21 protein-coding genes are annotated in these 21,941 nt (G+C 60.7%); 13 read left to right on the forward strand and 8 right to left on the reverse strand.

Annotated elements, in window-relative coordinates:
- Genes kdpC through ABMA32_RS24170 form a run of 5 tightly spaced genes read right to left on the reverse strand, consistent with a single transcriptional unit; the run spans position 1 to position 4,624 of the window.
- The gene (gene kdpC, locus ABMA32_RS24155; RefSeq protein WP_349016315.1) at positions 1-570 is read right to left on the reverse strand and encodes a potassium-transporting ATPase subunit KdpC; all 570 of its coding nucleotides are present in this window, start codon (positions 568-570) and stop codon (positions 1-3) included.
- A 2-nt stretch (positions 571-572) separates the two neighbouring features.
- On the reverse strand, positions 573-2,618 hold the full coding sequence (gene kdpB / locus ABMA32_RS24160) for a potassium-transporting ATPase subunit KdpB (protein WP_349016316.1): 2,046 nt from the start codon (positions 2,616-2,618) through the stop codon (positions 573-575).
- A gap of 12 nt (positions 2,619-2,630) precedes the next feature.
- A complete protein-coding gene (kdpA, locus tag ABMA32_RS24165) occupies positions 2,631-4,340 on the reverse strand; it encodes a potassium-transporting ATPase subunit KdpA (protein ID WP_349016317.1) in 1,710 nt (569 codons plus the stop codon).
- Between the two features lie 23 nt (positions 4,341-4,363).
- The gene (kdpF, locus tag ABMA32_RS24350; RefSeq protein ID WP_425475588.1) at positions 4,364-4,450 is read right to left on the reverse strand and encodes a K(+)-transporting ATPase subunit F; all 87 of its coding nucleotides are present in this window, start codon (positions 4,448-4,450) and stop codon (positions 4,364-4,366) included.
- A 9-nt stretch (positions 4,451-4,459) separates the two neighbouring features.
- Positions 4,460-4,624, reverse strand: coding sequence for a hypothetical protein (locus ABMA32_RS24170; protein WP_349016318.1), 165 nt, complete (start codon positions 4,622-4,624; stop codon positions 4,460-4,462).
- 1,137 nt (positions 4,625-5,761) lie between these two features.
- On the opposite strand from ABMA32_RS24170, the gene ABMA32_RS24180 reads away from it, so the two are divergent.
- The gene (locus ABMA32_RS24180) at positions 5,762-6,979 is read left to right on the forward strand and encodes a tyrosine-type recombinase/integrase (protein ID WP_349016319.1); all 1,218 of its coding nucleotides are present in this window, start codon (positions 5,762-5,764) and stop codon (positions 6,977-6,979) included.
- A gap of 51 nt (positions 6,980-7,030) precedes the next feature.
- A complete protein-coding gene (locus ABMA32_RS24185; RefSeq protein WP_349016320.1) occupies positions 7,031-7,675 on the forward strand; it encodes a hypothetical protein in 645 nt (214 codons plus the stop codon).
- A gap of 185 nt (positions 7,676-7,860) precedes the next feature.
- On the opposite strand, the gene ABMA32_RS24190 is transcribed toward ABMA32_RS24185, so the two are convergent.
- Positions 7,861-8,553, reverse strand: coding sequence for a GntR family transcriptional regulator (locus tag ABMA32_RS24190; protein ID WP_349016321.1), 693 nt, complete (start codon positions 8,551-8,553; stop codon positions 7,861-7,863).
- Between the two features lie 228 nt (positions 8,554-8,781).
- On the opposite strand from ABMA32_RS24190, the gene ABMA32_RS24195 reads away from it, so the two are divergent.
- The 5 genes from ABMA32_RS24195 to ABMA32_RS24215 all read left to right on the forward strand — a co-directional run bounded on the left by ABMA32_RS24195 (position 8,782) and on the right by ABMA32_RS24215 (position 13,649).
- Positions 8,782-9,558: an SDR family oxidoreductase gene (locus ABMA32_RS24195; RefSeq protein ID WP_349016322.1), complete on the forward strand. Its 777-nt coding sequence runs from the start codon at positions 8,782-8,784 to the stop codon at positions 9,556-9,558.
- 7 nt (positions 9,559-9,565) lie between these two features.
- Positions 9,566-10,696: a pyridoxal phosphate-dependent aminotransferase gene (locus ABMA32_RS24200; RefSeq protein WP_349016323.1), complete on the forward strand. Its 1,131-nt coding sequence runs from the start codon at positions 9,566-9,568 to the stop codon at positions 10,694-10,696.
- A 10-nt stretch (positions 10,697-10,706) separates the two neighbouring features.
- Positions 10,707-11,585 (forward strand): alpha/beta fold hydrolase, encoded by an 879-nt coding sequence (locus ABMA32_RS24205; protein WP_349016324.1) that lies wholly within the window; start codon positions 10,707-10,709, stop codon positions 11,583-11,585.
- 5 nt (positions 11,586-11,590) lie between these two features.
- Positions 11,591-12,844, forward strand: coding sequence for a M20 family metallo-hydrolase (locus tag ABMA32_RS24210; protein WP_349016325.1), 1,254 nt, complete (start codon positions 11,591-11,593; stop codon positions 12,842-12,844).
- Between the two features lie 106 nt (positions 12,845-12,950).
- Positions 12,951-13,649 (forward strand): TenA family protein, encoded by a 699-nt coding sequence (locus tag ABMA32_RS24215; protein ID WP_349016326.1) that lies wholly within the window; start codon positions 12,951-12,953, stop codon positions 13,647-13,649.
- 47 nt (positions 13,650-13,696) lie between these two features.
- On the opposite strand, the gene ABMA32_RS24220 is transcribed toward ABMA32_RS24215, so the two are convergent.
- Together ABMA32_RS24220 and ABMA32_RS24225 are read right to left on the reverse strand one after the other, a co-directional pair.
- Entirely contained in the window at positions 13,697-14,464 is a 768-nt protein-coding gene (locus tag ABMA32_RS24220) for an SDR family NAD(P)-dependent oxidoreductase (RefSeq protein WP_349016327.1), read from the reverse strand.
- The gene (locus ABMA32_RS24225; RefSeq protein WP_349016328.1) at positions 14,464-15,942 is read right to left on the reverse strand and encodes an aldehyde dehydrogenase family protein; all 1,479 of its coding nucleotides are present in this window, start codon (positions 15,940-15,942) and stop codon (positions 14,464-14,466) included. The genes ABMA32_RS24220 and ABMA32_RS24225 overlap by 1 nt, the downstream gene beginning before the upstream one ends.
- 307 nt (positions 15,943-16,249) lie before the next feature.
- Here ABMA32_RS24225 and ABMA32_RS24230 point away from each other — a divergent pair, with 307 nt between their 5' ends.
- The 6 genes from ABMA32_RS24230 to ABMA32_RS24255 all read left to right on the forward strand — a co-directional run.
- Positions 16,250-17,296 carry an ABC transporter substrate-binding protein gene (locus ABMA32_RS24230; protein ID WP_349016329.1) on the forward strand — a complete coding sequence of 349 codons (1,047 nt, stop codon included), beginning with the start codon at positions 16,250-16,252 and terminating at the stop codon, positions 17,294-17,296.
- Between the two features lie 65 nt (positions 17,297-17,361).
- Entirely contained in the window at positions 17,362-18,450 is a 1,089-nt protein-coding gene (locus ABMA32_RS24235) for an ABC transporter ATP-binding protein (protein ID WP_349016330.1), read from the forward strand.
- Positions 18,447-19,331 carry an ABC transporter permease gene (locus ABMA32_RS24240; protein ID WP_349016331.1) on the forward strand — a complete coding sequence of 295 codons (885 nt, stop codon included), beginning with the start codon at positions 18,447-18,449 and terminating at the stop codon, positions 19,329-19,331. The genes ABMA32_RS24235 and ABMA32_RS24240 overlap by 4 nt, the downstream gene beginning before the upstream one ends.
- The gene (locus tag ABMA32_RS24245; protein ID WP_349016332.1) at positions 19,328-20,134 is read left to right on the forward strand and encodes an ABC transporter permease; all 807 of its coding nucleotides are present in this window, start codon (positions 19,328-19,330) and stop codon (positions 20,132-20,134) included. The genes ABMA32_RS24240 and ABMA32_RS24245 overlap by 4 nt, the downstream gene beginning before the upstream one ends.
- Positions 20,131-21,564, forward strand: a complete 1,434-nt coding sequence (locus ABMA32_RS24250) for an amidohydrolase family protein (protein ID WP_349016333.1) — start codon at positions 20,131-20,133, stop codon at positions 21,562-21,564. Before ABMA32_RS24245 ends, ABMA32_RS24250 begins: the two co-directional genes overlap by 4 nt.
- 140 nt (positions 21,565-21,704) lie before the next feature.
- Positions 21,705-21,941, forward strand: a 237-nt coding sequence (locus tag ABMA32_RS24255; RefSeq protein ID WP_349016334.1) for a hypothetical protein, incomplete at its 3' end; no start/stop codon positions are given.

Consider the following 21,941-nt stretch of genomic DNA (forward strand, 5'->3'; position numbering starts at 1 on the left):
TCAGGACTTCGGCGCATCGAGCGCCAGGTTGAGCCGCAGCACATTAACGCGCGGCTCACCGACAATACCGAGCAGACGGCCTTCCGTGAAGCGTCCGACCATGGCGGAAATCTCCTGTTCCGCCAGCCCGCGTGCGGCGGCGACTCGCGCTATCTGGGCAGCCGCGAACTCAGGCGAAATGTCAGGGTCGAGACCGGAGCCCGAGGCGGTGGCCCCGTCGGTCGGCACGAGGCCGGCGATGCCGGCGGCGGCAAGCCTTTCGATATCGGCTTTCACGCGGGCCGCGAGGTTTGCCGAGGTCGGGCCGAGATTCGATCCGCTCGAAGCGCTGCCATTGTAGGGAGCATCGGCGGTCACGGACGGTCGCGGCCAGAAATAGCGGTCGGACGTGAAATTCTGGCCGATAAGCGCCGAGCCGATGACCGTCTCGCCGTTCCGGATCAGGCTCCCGTTGGCCTGCGTGGAGAAAACCACCTGCCCGATGCCTGTGATCGCAAGCGGATAGGCCAATCCGGTCAGGACGATGAAAGCAATGGTGAGTACGATTGCGGGGCGTAGTTGAGCGAGCATGATTACACCAGGTGAAGAGATGTTATGGCGAGGTCGACGAGCTTGATGCCGGCAAAGGGCAGGATCAGGCCACCGAGGCCATACACGAGAAGGTTGCGGCGCAAGAGAGCGGCGGCGCCGACCGGACGGTAGGCGACCCCCTTCAGCGCAAGCGGGATCAGGGCAACGATGATCAGCGCGTTGAAGATGACGGCCGAGAGGATGGCCGACTCCGGGGAGGCCAGGCCCATGACGTTCAGGGCCGCGAGCGCCGGATATGTGGTGACGAAAAGCGCCGGGATGATCGCGAAATATTTGGCGACGTCGTTCGCGATCGAGAAGGTCGTCAGCGACCCGCGCGTCATCAGGAGCTGTTTGCCGATCTCGACGATCTCGATCAACTTGGTCGGGCTAGAGTCGAGGTCGACCATGTTGGCTGCCTCGCGCGCGGCCTGTGTGCCGGACTGCATGGCGACGCCGACATCGGCCTGGGCCAGCGCTGGCGCGTCGTTGGTGCCGTCGCCGCACATGGCGATCAGCCGGCCGCCCTGCTGCTCCCTACGGATGAAGGCAAGCTTCTGCTCGGGCGTGGCCTCGGCGAGAAAATCGTCGACGCCGGCTTCCGAGGCGATCGCCGCGGCCGTGACCGGATTGTCGCCGGTCACCATCACCGTTCGGATGCCCATGGCGCGCAGCGCCGCGAAGCGCTCCTTGATGTCGGGCTTGACCACGTCCTTCAGGTGGATGACGCCGAGCAGGCGAATCCCGTCGACCACGGCGAGCGGCGTACCGCCGGTGCGGGCGATCCTGTGGACAGCCTGCCGGAATTCCGCCGGCGCGTCCCTGCCGTCCACACCGGCGAATTTCAATGCGGCGTCGACCGCGCCCTTGCGCAGCCGACGTCCACCGACATCGGCGCCCGAGAGCCGCGTTTCGGCGGCGAAGGGCACGACGGCATCCGGTGCGGCTTCGGGCTGCTTGCGACCGAATTCGCCCGTGGCAAGCGCCACGATCGAACGGCCTTCCGGCGTCTCGTCGCCAAGGCTGGCAAGCAGCGCGGCGTCTGCCAGTTCCATCTGCGTGGCGCCGCCGACCGGGAGGAAGTCGCTGGCCATGCGGTTGCCGAAGGTGATCGTGCCGGTCTTGTCGAGCAGCAGCGTGTCCACGTCGCCGGCAGCCTCCACCGCACGGCCGGACGTAGCGATGACGTTGAAGCGCACCAGGCGGTCCATGCCGGCGATGCCGATCGCAGAGAGGAGCCCGCCGATTGTGGTCGGGATCAGCGTGACCAGCAGTGCCGCGAGCACGGTCACGGTCAGCACCGTGCCGGAATAGCCGGCAAGTCCCCAGAGCGTAACCACCGCGATCAGGAAAATAAGCGTCAGGCCCGACAGCAGAATCGACAGCGCGATCTCGTTCGGCGTCTTCTGCCGTTCGGCGCCTTCGATCAGCGCGATCATGCGGTCGACGAAGCTGGAGCCGGGCGCAACCGTGATGCGGATGCGCAGCCAGTCCGACAACACTTGGGTGCCGCCGGTCACTGCCGAGCGGTCGCCGCCGGATTCGCGGATTACGGGCGCGGATTCGCCGGTGATGGCGCTTTCGTTGACCGAGGCCACGCCTTCGACCACCTCGCCGTCGCCAGGAATGAGTGCACCGGCCTCGACAAGCACCATGTCGCCAACCTTGAGGTCGGTGGCTGGAATCTCGGTGACCTCGATGCCGTCCGGCCTGGTCAGCTTGCGCGCGGCAAGCTGCGTCTTGGTGCGGCGCAGGCTCTCGGCCTGCGCTTTGCCGCGCCCCTCCGCGACGGCCTCGGCGAAAGTGGCAAACAGCACGGTGAACCACAGCCATACGGCGATCTGACCGGAGAAGGACGCGGTGCCGTCACCGGCGGCGAGGTCGCGCAGGAACAGCAGCGTGACAAGCGCGGCGACCACTTCGGTGACGAAGATGACCGGATTGCGCATCAGTCGGCGCGGGCCGAGCTTCAGGAAGGCCTGCCTGGCTGCTGGGAGAAGGATTGCAGGATCGAACAGGCTCTGGGCCATTGCGGGATGTTTGGACATGGGTTGGGTCCTTTAGAAGGTCTGGCCGCTGAGCATCGCGAAATGCTCGACGATCGGTCCGAGTGCGAGCGCCGGGAAGAATTGCAGGCCGCCGAGGATCAGGATGATGCCGATCAGCAGGCCGACGAAGAGCGGGGTATGGGTGGGAAACGTGCCGCCAGACGGCGTGCCGCGCGTCTTGGCCGCCAGGGCGCCGGCGATCGCCAGGACAGGCACGATGTAGCCAAACCGTCCGAGCAGCATCGCGAGCCCAAGCGTCGTGTTGTACCAGGGCGTGTTCGCCGACAAGCCGCCGAACGCCGAGCCGTTGTTACCCGCCGCCGAGGTGAAGGCGTAGAGGATCTCGGAGAGACCGTGCGGCCCGGCAGTGCCGACACTCGCCAGAGCGAAGGGCAGCATCGCCGAGACGGCGGTGAAGCCGAGTATGGCTAGCGGCAGGATGAGCACGGCCAGCATGGCATACTTCATCTCGCGGCTCTCGATCTTCTTGCCAAGCAGTTCGGGCGTGCGGCCGACCATGAGGCCGGCGACGAAGACGGCGAGAATGGCGAACACGATCATGCCATAGAGACCGGATCCCACGCCGCCGGGCAACACCTCGCCGAGCTGGATCAGGAACATGGGCACGAGGCCGCCGAGGCCCGTGAAGGAGCCGTGCATGCCGTTAACGCCGCCGTCCGAAATGCCAGTGGTGATGGCGGCATAACCAGCCGTCATTGCCTGCCCGAAGCGAACCTCCTTGCCCTCCATGTTGCCAAGGGCAGGATCGACGCCGAGAGCCGTAAGTACTGGGTTGCCGCTCGTTTCGGCCCAATAGATCGTTGCGGTGCCAACGAGCAGGAAAATAGCCGTGACTGCGAGGAACGCCCAGCCCTGGCGGCGGTCGCCGACAATCTGGCCGAAAGCATAAACCAACGCCGATGTGATGGAGAGCATGGCGATGATGTTGAGGTAGTTTGACAGCGCGCTAGGGTTCTCTAGAGGATGCGCGGCATTGACGTTGAAGAAGCCGCCGCCATTGGTGCCGAGCTGCTTGATGGCCTCCTGGCTGGCAACTGGACCCAGCGCGATCGTCTGTTGCGCGCCTTCGATCGTGGTCGCGCTAACCGACGCGTCGAGCGTTTGCGGCAGGCCCATCGCAACGAAGGCTATGGCCACGACGATTGCGAGCGGCAAAAGCACGTAAAGGGTGGCTCGAGTGAGGTCGACCCAGAAATTGCCGACGGTCTGCACCGCCGAGCGCGAAAAGGCGCGCGTCACCGCGAGCGCAATCGCGATGCCCGTGGCGGCGGAGACGAAATTCTGCACCGTCAAGCCTGCCATCTGGCTGAAATGGCTGAGCGTCGTTTCGCCGCCATAGGCCTGCCAGTTGGTGTTGGTGACGAAGCTGACTGCCGTATTGAAGGCGAGGTCGGGAGCCATGCCGGCAAATCCCTGCGGATTGAGCGGCAGGTAGAACTGCAGGCGCAGGATCGTGTAGAGCGCGGCGAAGCCCGCCATCGAGAAGGCGACGACGGAAAGCGCATAGGCAAGCCAGCCTTGCTCCGACTTCGCATCGACGCCGGCAGCGGCGTAGAATCCACGTTCGACGGGAGCGAGCACGGGAGACAGGAAAGTTCGTTCGCCCGAAAAGACGCGCGCCATGAAAATGCCGAGCGGCTTCACGATAAGGGCGACGACGACGAAAAGAAGGCCGATCTGCAGCCAGCCTATAAGTGTCATGGAAATTGCTCCGGAAGCGGCGATCAGAAGCGCTCGGGCCTGATCAGCGTAATGAGAAGGTAGATGCCAAGCGCCAGGGCGACGGCGAGACCGAGGAGGGGTTCAATCATCGCCCAATCTCAGATGCGGCAGAGGCTGCGCGCGAAGAGCGCGAGCAGGACGAAAGTGCCGAGCCCGATCGCCAGGTAGAGAATGTCGAACATGGATGTCTCCGAAACGAGTTTCAGCTTCGGGATATGGGCTCGGCCGGCGTCAAATCTCGATTGGGAATGATGCCGCCGCACATAAAGATAACATAAGGTTCGTGCGTAGCTCGTGGCGACCTTACCGTCGGCTGTCGTGCATCCTCAGACATTAGCGGACTGACCGCTATCGGCCCCAAAACTGCGGGTCAGCAGTGCGCCCTCATTTCGGTCGTTCACCTGCGGTCTAGCTGATAACACAAGCCGTTATTCGGAAAAGAAGAAAGACTATGCAACGGTTCACCATCGGCGACGATTCTCTCGCTCGGACAAGCTGTACGCCGCGTTCAGCCACTGGGCCGCTTTTGCGTTCGTCCTAAAAGCAAATCGACCAGCTTTGCCGCAAGTTTGTTGCAGCGCAAAGTATGCTCGCCGGAAACGGCTAGATTCTCCTCATCGACAACGACAAATCGAAGGAGAATTGAGATGTTCACGCGTCGCTAGGCATTGCTCGGAGCTGCCGCAGCCAGCGTACTGACTCCCGCACTCTTGCGAGTGGCTGCTGCTTCGACAGCGCCTGTCACCGAGGCGGAAATCGCAGGCCTCCCGCGCGAAAAGGTCGCCCCGTCGCGCCGCCCCATGTGCATGCCCACGAACAGGTTGCCAAGGGCAGCCCGAAGGTTATCGAATTCACGATGCCGATCGAGGAGAAGCCTGTTGTCATCGACGATGAGGGCATTGTCCTGCAGGAAGGCGCGCGTCGTGTGGCCCGATTCGCTCGAATACCAGTTGCCGTCCGATATCCAGTAGATGCGTCGGCCGTCTTTTTAGACGTTCTCATCCACCCGGTAGAAGGCCGGCCGCCCGTTGCGGTCGTAGTACCAGATCGCGTCCGACATCTAGCCCCTCCCATGTCGCGTCGAGTAGCCGAGTGTCTGTGAAAACCGTTGGAAATCGAGGCTACTCGGTTGCAACATGACGCCATAGGAAACTGGGATGTCGAGTTCCCTAAGCCCTTGAATTTGTTGGTGATCCCGACAGGAATCGAACCTGTGACCTACAGATTAGGAATCAGTTCTTTCTGACTTTCCATAGATGGACAGAGGTGGCCTTAGCTTGTTTTGTCTCTGTTATCGTTGAACATTTTGTATTCCGATCTGGTTCATGGTAATCCGTGGATTGACGTCGCTTGGACGCCATGTGGACGCCAAATAGTGAGATGTGGACTCTGGGACACCAATGAAACTATCGAAGAGGTCTACCGACCAAGCCCAAAAGACGGGTTCCCGCTACTTTTTGTGGGATGAAGAACTCATCGGTTTCGGTATGCGGGTCGAAGCCTCTGGTCGCAAAACGTTCATCTGCCGCTATCGATCCGGAGGGGTGCGCAGGCAATATACTGTGGGGCGGTTTGGAACCATCACGGTTGATCAAGCGCGAGGCGAGGCACGCCGCGTGCTCGGGTCCGTCTCTTTGGGAAACGACCCGAGTGCTGCGAAGCAAGCTCGGCGTTCGGTCTTGCTATTTCGTGATCTCGTCAATTCCTTCCTCGAAGGGCATGGACCCAAGCTAAAGCCTGGGAGCCGCAAAGATTATGCGAGCGCCCTCATCGGCCACGCAGTTCCTGCTATCGGCAACCTTGCCATCAATGCGATTACACCGGCAGATCTCAATCGACTTCATCTGAAGCTTGCCGATCGACCCTATCGGGCCAATCGCGTTCTTTCGTATGTCGGCAGCGTCTTCTCATGGGCGCAACGCAATGGACTGGCCGAGAAAGGCTTCAACCCGGCTGCTGACGTGCAGCGCTTCAAGGAACCAAGTCGCGAGCGCTATCTGACCCAAGGCGAAATAAGGCGCCTCGGTGAAGTGTTGCGCCAGGCTGAGACGACTGGGTTGCCGTGGGAGATCAAGGCAGTTGGAACGTCCGCCAAACACGTAGCCAAATCCAATCAGGTGGAGGTCTACCCATCACACGTGACCGGCGCCGTGCGGCTTCTGTTGCTTACGGGGTGCCGGTTGCGCGAGATCCTGGATCTGCGTTGGCAGGACGTCGATCTCGATCGCGGCTTTTTGTGGCTGCCGGACTCCAAGACTGGCAAGCGTCCGGTACTAATCAGCGCCGCTACCACCGAAGTGCTGAGGACCATTCCCCGCTTCGGGACCTGTGTTGTGCCGGGTGCGAACCCAGATATGCCCCGGCACGACCTGAAGAAGCCCTGGTCTCACATACGTCGCTTGGCAAATTTGGAGGACGTACGTCTCCATGATCTCCGCCATACCCATGCAAGTATCGGAGCAGGTGCCGGGCTAGGCTTGCCAATCGTCGGTGGTCTGCTCGGCCACAAGTCCACACAGACCACTCAGCGATATGCCCATCTTGCTGATGACCCGCTTCGCCGTGCTGCCGAACGCATCGGTGATGAACTCAACCGGGCACTCAGGCAGGGCGAGTGATCTACCAAGGGGTTCTGTCTCGGAGCAAGTATCGGAAAACGGGGGTGCTATATGCTCGACTTGCGCAAAACACCAGAGTTTCCGCGTCCCAAACCGACGATTGGACGAGCTACTGCTGAAAAGCAGCTTCTCGCCCATCTGAGCGAGGCCATGAAGTTGATCAGCGCGGGAGGCGTCAAGACCCGCGACGGAATGATGGAAGCGATCGAGGCAGTGATCTGCTTCTTGCAAGACCGCGGTGTCTCCGGCCAACAGATTTGGCCGTTCGAGCTGCTTCGCCGAGAGCTAGACTTCATCTTCGAAGGCAAGCGTTCACGTATACTCCAGCCAGGCGTTAAATCACGGGATGACATTTCTGGCACGCGCTACGTGGGACCAGACAAGCAGGATATCAGGGTTTTCGCAGCAGCGTGCTCAGAGGCACTATACCAGCTAGGGCATCTGGGCACCGAGAACTTTCCAAGACGCAAGAGAACTGAAACTGATCAGTTTGTCGCCCGCCGCATGGCAAAATGGCGTTCATTCGACCATGGGCAGCAGACTGCGAGGACTGTTAAGGGGTGGCGTGACAAACTGGTCAAAAAGAAAGACGCCAAGTTCGAACTGCTCGTACGTCAGTACACGCGCGACGAGGTTGGCCGACAACATCTCAAGGAGGTCCTGAAAGTAGGCCCCCCTCACATCGGAGGCTTCTGAAACTAGAAAACTTCGGCAGGTAGGCGCTGGTACCGACCCCCAGTGCAATAACCGGTGGCGTCTGCTTCGGGGACGTGTGTGGTCAGTCCGCTTATCGGATGGGATGGCAGAAAGCAGCCGTTCTGCACCGACCCTACCCGCCCCACAAGGAGCGCCCTTCAACGATACGAGCGAGATTTCCTGAATTAATCGCCAATAATGCTTTTTTGGATCGATGCGATGAAATCCGGCAAGTCATCGCCAAGCAACTTGACATGATCCATGGCGGCCTGGGTTGCGGCCTTGCCGTCAGCCGCTTCGATCGCTTCGATTATGCGTAGATGCTCGACGAGCGTCGCCTGCATGCGGCCGGGCTGATAGGTCACCCGCAGCCGGTAGGGAGCAAGGCGGCGGCGCAGTTGCCAAGTCTGCTCCGCGATGAAATTCGTATGCGACGCCTCGTATATAGTATCGTGGAAAAGCGCATTGACCTTGTAGAAGGCCTCAGGTTCCCCTGCCTCGTTCGCACGGATCAACTCCGTGTGTATTTCACGCAGGCGCGTGCGTTGCGCCGCAGTCGAGCGCCTCGCCGCAAAGCCAGAACACATTCCCTCCAGCGTTGCCATCACTTCGAACATTTCCAGCAATACCGGAATCGATAGGACAGTGACCGAAGCGCCCTGTCTGCCGCGAATCTCGGCTAGCCCCGTCGCCACCAGTGATTTTATGGCCTCGCGAACCGGCGTACGCGAAACATTGAAGCGGCTCGCCAGTTCCGTCTCGTCCAGCCGCTCACCGGGTTTCAGATGCCCATCGACGATCAAGTTCTCGAGCTGGGAACGAAGCGTATCCGACCTGGTAGCGGCCCGGGGAGCACTTTTCTGTTTGACCGATTTCATATCGTCACTCGCCGGTTTCTGACGTTTCTTTATGCAAGCGACTCATTATCGCATGCAGAAGCTACAAATTTAATATGCCGTCTGTCTTGGTCGACGTTGGATGCACAGATTCTGGGCTGATATATGCGGAATTCCACGTCACGGAATCCGTTGACACCAATCACTGGACATACTTGCTACCATTATGTATGCAGAATAGTAATTAATGCACTCATTTTGGAGGACATCGTGCAATTGGATCTCGCCGGAAAGACGGCCCTCATCACCGGGGCATCGCAGGGAATCGGCAGAGAGCTTGCACGGGTTCTTGCCGCAGAGGGCTGCAACCTGCATCTTGCTGCTCGCAATGGCGCGGCGCTCGAGGAAGCTAAAGCTGAGCTCGCGGAATTTCCCGTCACGGTGACGATTCATCCAGCCGACTTATCATCTTCCGAGGCCATGGAAGATCTCGATCGGGCAGCGGGCGACTACGACATCCTGATGAACAACGCCGGCGACATCCCTGCCGGTGACATCGAGGTGGTTACGGACGAGGCGATCAAGCGGGGGTTCGACCTCAAGGTATTTGGCTATATCAGCCTAGCCCGCTCCTTCTGGAAGCGGCGCAAGGGACGTGACGGCGTCATTGTCAATGTCATAGGAAATTCGGGCGAGAACTGGGATGCCGCCTATTTCGCCGGCTCTACCGGCAACGCCGCCCTGATGTCCTTCACCAAGGCGCTCGGCGGCCGCTCCATGAACCACGGCATACGCGTGGTCGGCGTCAACCCTGGGCCGGTCGATACGCCGCGCATGTTCAAGATCATGCGCCGCAAGGCCATCGACATGCTCGGTGACGAATCGAGATGGGCAGAACTTTACGACCACTATCCGGCAAAACGCCCGGCAACAGCCCGCGAGGTTGCCGATCTCTGTGCCTTTCTCGCATCGCCGCGCGCCGGCTATATTTCCGGCACGATTGTAACTATCGACGGAGGCATCTCCGCGCGCGGTTCGGTTATCTGAGGTCGATATGTCCGGCGCCGAGATCCGCAATCGATATTTCGACGAACTGGCCAATACGCCCGGCTTGGTGTGGATGGGCCAGAACACCAATCACATACCGGCGCACCCGGCTGTGCGCGAGGCGATGGTAAAGTCCATCGAAAGCGGCGAGTTCAACGCTTATGCCCCACCACTCGGCTTCGAAGCATTGCGCAAGGCGATCACGGAAGACCTGAGCGTGCCGGATGCTTCGGCCCTGGTGACAGAAGGCGGAGTAAACGCCCTTGCCGCGATCTGCCGCGCCAAAGCACGGCCCGGCACGACGCTGGTCACGACGGATCCAACCTGGAAATGGCCTTGCCTGTTCGCGCGGCAGATGGGCGCCGAAATCATACAGATCCCCATCTATACGCCGGACACGGACTACAAGCTGACACCAGACGCATTGGCGGTCGCAGTCGATGAGCGGACCGCCATCATTTATCTGGTCGACCCCAACAATCCTTTGGGAATACGGTACGAGCGAGCGGAAATCGAGGCTTTTGCGGAGATTGCACGTGCGGCCGGAGCGCTGCTCGTGCACGATTGCACCTATCGCGATTTCGCGACGGGACACACGCCGGCCTTGCAGGTTGCTCCAGAGGGTACGGTGGTAACCGTGAGCTTCTCGAAATGGCTGGGCCTCGCCGGCATGCGCATCGGCGCGCTGGTGGCATCGCCGGACCTTGTCAACGAGTTCGCGTCGCAATCGACCTCGGTACTCGGCGCCTCGGTCGTCGCACAGCGTGCGGCGCTGGCGGGCCTGTCGGTGAAGCCGGCATGGATGCAGGACGTCCGCCGCATCACCGGCGAAAACAATCGCATGGTTGCGGATCGAGCCCGCGAGCTGGGCTTCGGGGTGCCCATTAGCCCTTCGCATGGCAACTTCCTGATCCTTGAGACGAACGATGTCGGCGTCACGTCGGAGGCGCTGGTCGAAGCGGCACGTCGCGATGGGGTCATGATCCGCCATGGACGCTATCACAGCGAGGCGTTCGGCGACCGCTTCATCAAGGTCTCGACCTCGGTGCCGGCGGAATGGGCGGAACACTTCTGCGATGGTCTGCCAGGATATCTGGAACTGGCGCGCACACTCAACGACGTTCCCGATCTCTTCTGAGGCCAAACTGATGCATGTCACAGCCAAGGATGGAACCCGCCTTTATGCCGAGACGGCAGGCGACCGCGGAGACCCCATTCTTTTCATCCATGAGTTCGGCGGAAACTACGACGCCTGGGAACCACAGCTCAACGCTTTTGCCCGGACCAACCAGTGCGTCACCTACGCAGCGCGCGGTTACGCTCCCTCAGACATTCCCATGGACGTCGACAGCTACTCGCAGGCAATCGCAGCCAGCGATGCCGTGGATGTGCTTGATGGACTGGGCATCGAGAAAGCGCATGTCGTTGGCCTGTCGATGGGCGGCTTCACGGCGCTTCATGTCGGTTTGAGCTACCCCGAACGTGCTTTGTCGTTGACAGTTGCGGGCGCAGGCTACGGGTCCGAAAAAGGTCACGAAGATTATTTCCGCACCGTCTCGATGAAGGTTGCAGAAAATTTCGAAGATGACCCGGTGGCTTTCTCAGCCATCTACGCGCTCGGTGCGAGTCGCGTGCAATTCCAGAACAAGGATCCGCGCGGCTGGAAGGCCTTCGCGGATCGGCTTTCACGTCATTCGGCGGTTGGCGCACCCAATACGATGCGCGGTGTGCAGGCCCGCCGGCCGCCATTCTGGCAACTTGAGGATAAGCTGAAATCCATGGCCGTGCCGACGCTTGTGATGGTCGGCGACGAGGACGACCATTGCTTGCAACCGGGCCTCTACCTGAAGCGTGTGCTTCCTGCGGCTGGCCTGGCGATACTGCCAAAGACCGGCCACACCCTTAATCTGGAGGAGCCCGCTCTTTTCAATCTTCTGTTGGCCGACTTCTTCCGCCAGGTCGGGGCCGGAAGCTGGGGGACACGCGACCCGCGCGCCGATCCCGAGCAGGTGATGCGGACGAAATAGCTTCCATGAAAGATGAGCCGTCCGAAACTCGCGTCGACGGCAGCCGGCTCTGGTCGCGGCTGATGGAGCTGGCGCAAATCGGCGCCACGGGAGTGCCGGGCGAAGTCAATCGGCAGGCATTATCCCTGGAAGACGCAGAGGCCTGCGCACTTTTGATCGGCTGGGCCACGGAAGCCGGACTGGAGCCCGCCTTCGACAGTGCAGGCAATCTTTTCCTGACGCTCATCGGCAACGAGCCAGATCTTGCTCCGCTGCTTTGCGGCAGCCATCTGGACAGCCAACCGACCGGTGGAAGATTTGACGGTGCGCTTGGCGTTCTGGCGGCGCTGGAGGCAGCCTCCACGCTGGCAGGTCTTGGGCGAACGCGCCGCTCGCTCATAGTCGTCGCATGGTCCAACGAGGAAGGAAGCCGCTTCGCGCCCGGCATGACCGGCTCCTCCGTATTTGCCGGTACGCGCGATCTTCATTCGATCCGAGAGCAGACGGATGCCGAGGGGACAAATCTGGGCGATGCGCTAGATTCGTTTCTGGCGCGTTTCAGCGCGATCGAAAAACGCCCACTCGGCTTCCCCATCGCTGCCTATCTGGAACTGCACATCGAACAGGCCGACCAACTCGAAGCCCATGGCCGCGTTATCGGCTCGGTCACCGGAATACAGGGAAAAAAGACCTGGGAGATCGGGATCAACGGCAGTGAAGCTCATGCAGGCACCGAGCCTATGGCGCGACGCAAGGACGCCCTGCAGGCATTCGCCCGCATTGCTGTCGCCCTTCAAGAGGCTGTGACGTCGGAAGCTCCCGAGGTCATGTTTACCATTGGCCACCTGGACGTGAAGCCAAACGCCCCATCTGTGGTGCCCGCGCAAGTCCGTTTCCGCATGGACCTGCGTCACGCAGACGAGACAACGCTGAACCGCCTTGGCGCGTTGGTCGAACAGTTGATCGATGTGAATGCTCCTCCCTGCGCCACTGACATAAAGCGGCTGGTCGACGCGCCGCCGAACACCTTCGACACCGATTTGCGAAAGGGCATCCTCGCCGCTGCTGAACGGCTCGGGCATCCCGCCATGGAGCTTCTGTCGGCCGCAGGGCACGACGCCCGTCATCTCGCTAAGGTGACACGAGCGGGAATGATCTTCGTGCCCTGCCGCGCCGGACTTAGTCATCACCCCGACGAATGGATCGAACCCGAGCATGCCGCCGCGGGGGCTGCCGTTCTTCTGGAGGTTCTGGAAAACCTTCTCGACGAGGAGGGATAGAAATCGATCATCGGATGTGCCGCGAGGAACATCCATCCGGCCGGCAACGGCCTCATCGACGAGGAGCCTTCAGACACGGGCCAGCGTCTGTTTCAAGGAGCACCGCATGCACGAACTCGCCAATCGTCTGAAGGCCGCCACAGGCCCCACCTGGGAAGCCTATATCCACCACCCTTGGATAAACGACATTGTGGAAGGCAGGCTCAGCCGCGACCGGCTCAAATTCTTCCTGCTTCAGGACCTTCCCTATCTTGCGGACTACGAGCGCATCTATCATCTCGCTTTCGCCAAGCTCACGATCGAACAGCATCGCAGCTTTCGTCCCTTCATCCAGATGATCGCAAACTTCGATGAAGGACAGGCTGAAATCGAATTGCTCCGGCAGCTTGGCTGCAACGATTTTCCAAGCGATCACTGGGCAGCGCTGAAAGCGCGTGAAGGCTACATGAACCATCTGGTTCGCATTGCATATGAGGGCACGTCGATCCAGACGCTGACCGCGATGCTACCCTGTTCGATCGGCTTCACCGAAATCGGCGCGCGCCTCCGCGACGTCGATGTCAGCGGTTATGACCCTGTCAGCCAGCAGTGGATCGAACTCTATCGACGCCCGTTTCAGGCCGAACATGTCGAGGCGCTTCTGGCAGGGCTTGAGCCCGCCATGGCGGCACTTCCCGAAACTGAAATACAGGAGCTGGAACGCATCTTCCTGCGCAGCACGCAACATCAGATTCACGTCTTCGACGCCGCCTGGCGCATGGAGGATCAATGGCCTGGACCGGGCAGTTGGGCGCGTAAGGGCTAGGCCATCAACCGTCGAGGGCGCCGGCCCGGCGTCCTCGCTCTCCTACATCATCCGGTAATCGTGCCGCCATCGACGGTCATCGTCTGTCCTGTAACCATGCCCGCCGCTTCCGAAGCCAAGAAGAGTACGGCTCCCGCGAGATCCTGAGGTTCGATCAGGCGCTTGACGCTTTGCGACTCCAGAATGTTTTTCTCAAGCGCCGCGACGACGTCTGGCGTGGACATCGATCGCGTGGCGTCGGTCAGGGTATATCCAGGCGCCAAAGCGTTGACGGTGATGCCGGAGCCCGCGAGTTCGCGTGACAATGCCCCGGTCATGGCCCAGACCGCACCCTTCGACGCGACGTAGTGAAGAAACCCCGGCTTGCCCATGAAGATGACATTGCTCGAGATATTCACGATACGACCGTATCCGGCCTTCCGCATGGCCGGAACAGCCGCCCGCGTCATCTGCCATACACCCTTGACGTTGACCGACATCATGCGGTCCCACTCGGCCTCGTCGATCGCTTCGAAACCATCAATGCTGATGCCGCCATAAAGCGCGGCATTGTTCACGAGCACATCGATCTTTCCAAAGGCGTCAAGCGCCGCGGCCACAATGCCATCGCATCCGGCCTTGGTCTGGACATCACCCTGAGCAGCAACCGCGTTGTAGCCTGCCGCGCGCAGGCGTCCGACGGTCTGTTCGCAGGAGCCTATGTCGGCGCAGACGACCGAAGCTCCCTCAGCCGCAAGCCGTAGCGAGAATTCGGCGCCCAAGCCACGTTGCGCGCCAGTGACAATCGCCACGCGCCCCTGGAACCGATCTCCCATCACATAACCTCCCATACAGTCTTGATGTCGACGAAGCAGTCCAACGCGAGGTGACTCCACTCGCGGGTTCCGCCGCCGCTCTGCTTGATCCCGCCGAACGGCACCAGCGGGTCGAAATGATTATAGGAATCCAGCCAGACGACACCGCTGCGCAATCTGCGGACCATGCGTAGGGCGCGCTGCCTGTCGCCGGACCACAGTCCGGACGCCAGGCCATATCGGGTCCCGTTGGCGATGCTCATCGCCTCTTCTTCCGTATCGAAGGGAATGACTGAGAGAACCGGGCCAAAGACTTCTTCCTGCTCTATTGCGGTGCCCGGGCGAACGCCCGTCAGCACGGTGGGCTGCATAAAGGCGCCGCCGTCGAAACCTGTCACCGCTGCCGCGGCCCCGCCGGCGGCCACAGTTGCTCCATCCACAAGCGCCTGTTCAACGCGCGCAAGAACGCCATCGCGATGTGCCCTGGAAATCAAAGATCCCATGCGCACGGACGCATCCATCGGATCGCCCGGGACGATGCTTTTCGCGGTAGCCGCGACCAATTCGACGATCCGGTCATGCACCGACCGCTCGACGAGTAGCCTTGAGCCGGCACTGCAAATCTGGCCCTGTCCGTAGAAAACGCCCCACGCTGCGGACAAAGCCGCCGCCTCAATGTCCGCGTCGGCGAAAATGATGTGCGCGGACTTGCCACCGAGTTCAGCCTGGAGGCGCTTGTGGGTCATCGCGGCGGCGGCTCCTACCTGTGCGCCCGTCCGCGTGCTGCCCGTGAATGTAATGCCGTCGACCAGCGGCGCCTCGGTGAGATAGCGTCCGATGTCGCCGAAGCCCGTGACCACGTTAATTACGCCCGCGGGGAATCCGACGTCTCGGGCAAGATCGGCGAGCAACAGCGATGTCAGTGGCGTCATTTCGGACGGCTTCACCACCACAGTATTGCCGACGGCCAGTGCAGGCGCGATCTTCGAGACCGTCAACACCAACGGAACGTTCCAGGGAACTATGGCTGCAACCACCCCAATCGGTTCGCGGATTGTCTGCGCACGCCGATGACGATCCACCTCGATCGTTTCGCCACGGTTCATCAACGCAGCGGCGGCGTAGAATCGCAACCCGTCTACCGCCCGTGAGACATCTCCCCGCGCCTCGGTGATGGTCTTGCCGGTTTGCCGCACTTCCAATGCTGCGAAATCTTCTGCGTGATCGGCCAGTCGGTTGCCCAGACTCTCGAGTAGTCGGCTCCGTTCCCGCGCATTCATGTGAGACCAAGGACCGGTGGTCTGGGCCACATGGGCCGCAGCAACGGCAGCTTCCGCGTCGGCAACGGTCGCGCGAGCGACGACGGCCGTCACCGCGCCGGTCGCCGGATAGCTTACAGGCATGGTGGCGCCGTCCGCCGAGAAGGTTGCTTGCCCGTTTATATGCAAGGGAATGACAGGACGCGCGAGGAAGCCTTCCAGAATCGATGTTGCGGTCATTTGTCTTCCTCAGGCAGCGTGAAGGAGTTGGACTGGCCTTTGAGCCCCAACACATATTGCATACCATTTTGAGTTTTCTGTGCGCAAATAAATTGTTTATTCCAATTTCTGCCGACGGCACTCGGATGTTTGCACAAGATTTGATCAATATTTGTGCGTGGAACTGCCTATCAGGCGGTTTATGGGCATAATTTCAGCATCCTGCATCCTTGATAAAGGAAAATGTATGCGTAAGATGTTGGTGGCCGTACAATAAGCCCGAGGGGACCCGTGGGGAGTCTCCCGCATCCTAAGAAAGGAATCAGGTATGACAGCCTTTTCACGTCGCGATGCTCTGAAGCTGTCGCTTGCGCTCGGCGCTTCGACGATCGCGCTTGCATCGCCGCTTCGCGCCTTCGCTCAAAGCGGACCGCTTCGGGTCACCCATTTCGGCGGGCCATATGCTGCCCTCGAGACGATTATCGGAGAGCGCTTCGTCGAAGCCGGTTTCGGCGAGATCGAGTTCGAGCAGGATCAACCAAACCTCATCCTCGCGAAATGGCAGGCCCAGCCGGACGATCCAGCATATGACATCGGCCTTTTCGAACGCGTTCCGACCTTGCGGGCAGGCTCGACCGGATTGGCACTGCCGCTGACAACCGAAACCGTTCCCAATCTGGCCAATGCTTTGCCAGGCGCTGTTGCCGAGGGTGGAGCCGGCGTGGCGTTGGCCTTCGACACGATCGACATCATGTACGACAAGAACCAGGTCTCGGAGCCGATCACGTCCTGGCTCGATCTCTGGCGCCCGGAACTTGCGGGCAAGATCATGCTGCCGGGCATGCCTATCGACGGCGCCATCGTCTTTCTTCTTGTCAGCACGGCGCGTGCGTCCGGGCTGACTGAAGAGCAGATAGACGAGGTAATTCCAAAGTTCGTCGAGCTGAAGAAGAATGTGCATTCGTTCTACAGCGACCCGAACCAGGCGTCCCAGCTTCTGGAGCGCGGGGAAATCGCTGTCGCAGTGCAGTACAGCGCCCGTATCGGCCAGCTTATGAAGCGTCACTACAACATTACGCGCGCCACGCCGAAGGAAGGTGTGCCGGCAATCCCGTACGATCTGGTCGTGGCGAAGAATACGCCGAACAAGAAAGCTGCCGAGGAATACGTCAATCTGGCGCTCTCCCCCGAAGTGCAGGAAGAGGTTTGCTCGACGATTCTCCTCAATCCATCAACTAGCGACGTGCCCTTGTCGGAGGATACGCTCAAGTACATCATCACAGACCAAAGCAAGCTCTTCGCGGTCAACGATGCCGTGGTGATCGAGAAGCAGCAGGGCTGGCTGGAACGCTGGCAGCGTGAAGTCCAGGCTTGAGAAAATCTTGTGCAGTTCCGGCGGCCGCTCCTGTGGCCGCCGGAAGTCTTTGAAATGCAGGACGCATGAACACCGATCAGTCCGCTTACCTCAGCATCAGAAACGTCTCGAAACGCTATGGTGACGTTACCGCGCTCAGCGATTGTTCGCTGTCGATTGCCAAAGGCGAACTGATTGCGCTGCTAGGCCCAAGCGGTTGCGGCAAGAGCACGCTGCTCTCCCTGATCGGCGGGCTGCAGTACCCAGACACCGGCAGCATCGAGCTCGACGGACGTTCACTGGTCGACATTCCCATGAACCGCCGGCAGGTCGGTATCGTTTTCCAGAGCTACGCTCTCTTTCCCCACATGACCGTACGGGAGAATGTCGCCTATGGCTTGAAGGTCCGGCGTGAGCATCCCGAAGTCATCGCAGAGCGTAGCGCAGAGGTGCTATCGCTGCTCAAGCTCGAACCTTTCGTTGACCGCTATCCTTCAGAACTCTCAGGCGGCCAGCAGCAGCGCGTCGCCGTTGCCCGTGCGCTCGCCATCCGGCCAGTGCTGATGCTCCTAGACGAAGCGCTGTCCGCCCTCGACAAGAATTTGCGCGAGGAAATGCAAATCGAACTGGCGCTGCTGCTGCGCAACGCCGGCATCACCACCATCCTGGTGACGCACGACCAGCGCGAAGCGTTCACTTTCGGGGACCGCATCGCCATCATGAATCACGGAGTGATCCACCAGGTCGGCCCGCCGGAAGAAGTCTACCGCAAACCGGAGACAGCTTTCGTATTGGACTTCCTTGGATCGGTGACGAGTTTCCCGGCCCGCCTCGAACGTAGACATGGCGGAGGTCTTGTCGCGGTCTCGGAAACCGGAATTGTTTGCAGCACCTCAGGCGCCGGTAACGCTGGCGATGCAGTTCGCATCTATTTGCGATCGGACGACATTTCGCTTTCAACCGCGCCGACCGCTGTTCACTCCACCCATCCCGGAACCGTGGCGCTGGTCACTTTCCTGGGTTCAGTGAAGAGGCACGTGATCAACCTGGGCGGAGTCCAGGTGCTTGCCGATCTGCCCGCGCAACCGGGAAGCTCTACTGAAGCCCGGCACGAACCCGTCTACCTGGAGTTCGCCCCTGATCACGCCTATGTGCTGCCGGAGAGCCGACGTTGAGCCTGACAACAGCAAGGCGACGCGCGCCAACGGACTGGCTCCCCTATCTTCTGATCGGGCCAGTTCTCCTGGTCATGGTGCCGTTCTTCGTCATGCCGCTCGCCGTGCTGCTGCGCAACAGCTTCAGCCGCGACGATCCGCGCCTCCTGCTCGTCAGTGACCGCACAGTCGACAACTACCTGCGGATCCTGGGAGACGGCTACTACGCGAATATCTTCGTAAACAGCCTCGGCACATCGTTCCTCGTGGCTGGCATAACGCTCGTCATCGCCTACCCATTCGCCTGGTATCTGGTACAACAAAGCGGCCGCAAGGTCTCCGTGCTGATGTGGTTCGTCTACTTGCCTCTGATTGTCAGCGTCATCACACGCGTCTACGGCTGGATGGTGATCACGGCAGACTCCGGCATCATAAACTCGCTGCTCATCTGGATGGGGATTACGGACGGCCCGGTTCGCATCCTGTTTGACCGAACCGGCATGACGATCGGCATGGTGCATCGATACCTGCCGTTGATGATCCTGCCGCTCTACAGCGCGCTGAGCCGCCTCGACGGCCGTATCCTGACAGCCTCGGCTTCGCTGGGAGCGACGGGTCCCCAGACATTCTTCCGGGTCACGCTGCCGCTCAGCATCCCCGGCATTTTCGTCGGAATACAGCTCACAGTGGCCGTAGTTCTGAGCGACTATGTGCTGCCGTTGTTGCTCGGCACTACCCGTTTCGCGATGGTTGCACCTGCGATCTATGACGAGGCAATCAGCATGGTACGCTGGGCCAGCGCGGCGACAATGGCCATGGTAACCATTGCGGTTGTCGCCATTGTGATCGTCGCAACCAACCTCCTGCGTCGCTGGCTGGCGCCCTGGAGCCGAGGCCAATGAGGAAGCGGCCGCTCATCACGTGGCAGGGTGCATACGCAATATTGGTATGCTGCTTCCTGATCGCGCCGATCGTCGCTGCGATCATACTGTCCTTTTCCAGCGTCTCCATGCTGCAGATGCCCCCTCCCGGTTTCAGCCTGCAGTGGTATCAGGCCGCCCTTTCCGAACGAAAATTCATCAGTGGTTTCGTAAACAGTTTCCAGATTGCACTCGCGAGCAGCCTGATCGCTGGCGTCGCGGGCACGTTGGCTGCAGTGGCGCTTAACAATTATCGCTTCAATGGCAGAGAGACGCTCAGGATCCTGCTGCTTCTGCCGCTCATCGTGCCATCAATCGTGATCGGCCTGGGTCTGCTTCAGTCCTATACGCTCGTTGGGGTAGGTGGCGTCGGCTTCTGGCAGGTGACGATGGGACATGCGGTCATCGGCGTACCCTACGTCGTCTACATGGTGCTGGCCGCGATGACCCATTACGACATACGATTGGAGCACGCCGCGCAGTCGCTCGGGGCCTCCCGTATGCAAACCTTCTTCGGCATCACGTTCCCCATGATCAGGACTGGCGTGCTGGCTGGAATAGCCTTCGCATTCCTTGTCTCGTTCGATGAAGTGGCGCTCTCCCTGTTCCTGACACGTGGCAACACGTTACCCCTGAGACTGGTGCAGCACATCCAATACTACGCCGATCCAAGCGTGGCCGCTGTATCCACGCTGACGACAGTCGCATCCATCATGCTGCTGCTCATTGCCGGCGTTGTGCTCAAGCGGCGCAGTGGCCACTATCCCCCGCGGGCAACGAGATGAGACAACTGCTCCATGCCATAGGCACCCTGTATACCTGCGACGGCGACGATCGCACCCTGAAGGATGCTTATCTGGTGATCGAGAACGGCCGCATCGCAGAGATTGGCGTAGGCAAGCCGGCGGGAGACTTCGACGTGGTCGAAGACATGGCCGGCCGGTTGGTTCTGCCTGGTTTCGTCAACCTTCATCACCACTATTTCCAGACGCTTACGCGCGCCATACCCGCTGCCCAGCGAGGCCACCTGATCGATTGGCTTTACAAGATGTACCCCCTGTGGGCCGCGATGAGCCCGGACGATCTGGCCAGCGCGACTGAGGCGAGCGTCGCCCAGTTGCTTCTGACGGGCGCAACCACCTCCGTTGACCACTCGTATCTGTTGCCAAGGGGTGGAACAGAACACGTCGAAGCCGAAATCGCCGCGGCGCGTGCGATGGGAGCCAGGCTTGTCTTTGTCCGCGGCTCCCTGACCTCGCTGGAAGACGATCTTGAGGCACGGCTGACACCCATGCTCGGGGAGCGCGCGGGAGGACTCGTCGACGACCCTGGCGCAGTGCTATCCGACATGCGACGTACCATAGTCCGGTTCCATGAGCCGTCCGCCGGTTCCATGGTCACGGTGGCACTCGGACCGACCACCACGACCTATGACGACCTGAACTTCATGCGTTCAGTTGCCGATCTCGCCGCCGAGACAGAGACGCGCCTGCACATCCATTGCCATCCACGCCCGGACGAGCGGGCACTGTGCGCGAAGCGCGGCACAACGCCTTTCGATGTACTCGACAACGCTGGCTGGCTGACCCCGCGAACCTTCTTCGCTCACAGCACACGCATGTATCCCGATGAGATGAAGCGGTGCGCAGACGCCGGCGTTGCGGTCGCGCATTGCCCAAGAATGATCATGCGCCTCGGTGCACGCGTCACGCCAATACACGATATGCTCGCAGCAGGCATAAGGATCGGCGTTGGCGTTGACGGTGGCGCATCCAATGACAGCGGCTCCATGCTAGGGGAAATGCGCCTTGCACTCCTGCTGCATCGACTGGCTGGCGGCGAAGGCAGTGTACCCTGGCAACAGTGGTTCAGTCCCTACCGACTGCTCCAGATGGCGACAAGGGATGCCGCAAGCATCATCGGTCGCAACGACATCGGCAGGATCGAAGCAGGCCTTTGTGCTGATCTTGCCGCGTTCGACCTGAGCAGCGTCGCCTATGCAGGCGCGCGCACCGATGCGTTGTCAGCGCTGCTCCTTGCCGGGGACGATGATCGTGCTTCGTTTGTCATGGTGGGAGGCGAGATTCTCGTCCGCGACCGGAAGCTGACTCGCGCTGATGAGCATAGAATTGGAGGTAGGGTCGATGCCTCTACGCAGAAGTTGATCGCGAAAGCCTCCGCAGCTTCTCGTGTGAACTACGCCGCTTTCTTGTAGGCGAAAAGCAACGCCGCGCCGCCTGCGCGTTCATTCGAGTTCGATTTAAGCCATAAGCCAGATGGTCCGCGTCGACGCTGTTGCGAAACGCCCTGAACGAAAGGACAGGAGGCGCATGGCGGAAGCTTGGACTAATACTGGTGCAACGTCTGCTTTCGGGTGATGGCAAGGCTTGCCCCAACGACCGCAACGGCGAAGGGTTTCGGGTGCCGGCAGGCGTACGAAAGCCTCTCATGCAGGAAGCCGCGGGCCACGGTCGATGGCTATGGGGATTTCGATGTGCGGCCGATGTCGGCGATGGCGCGACTGCCACTGGGGAGCGTGAGGATGGACGCGGACTGAAGGCTTCTTTGCGCCGCCGCGCGGTGTTGTCGGCC

This window comes from Mesorhizobium quangtriensis (assembly GCF_040081925.1).
GTDB classification, from domain to species: domain Bacteria; phylum Pseudomonadota; class Alphaproteobacteria; order Rhizobiales; family Rhizobiaceae; genus Mesorhizobium_K; species Mesorhizobium_K quangtriensis.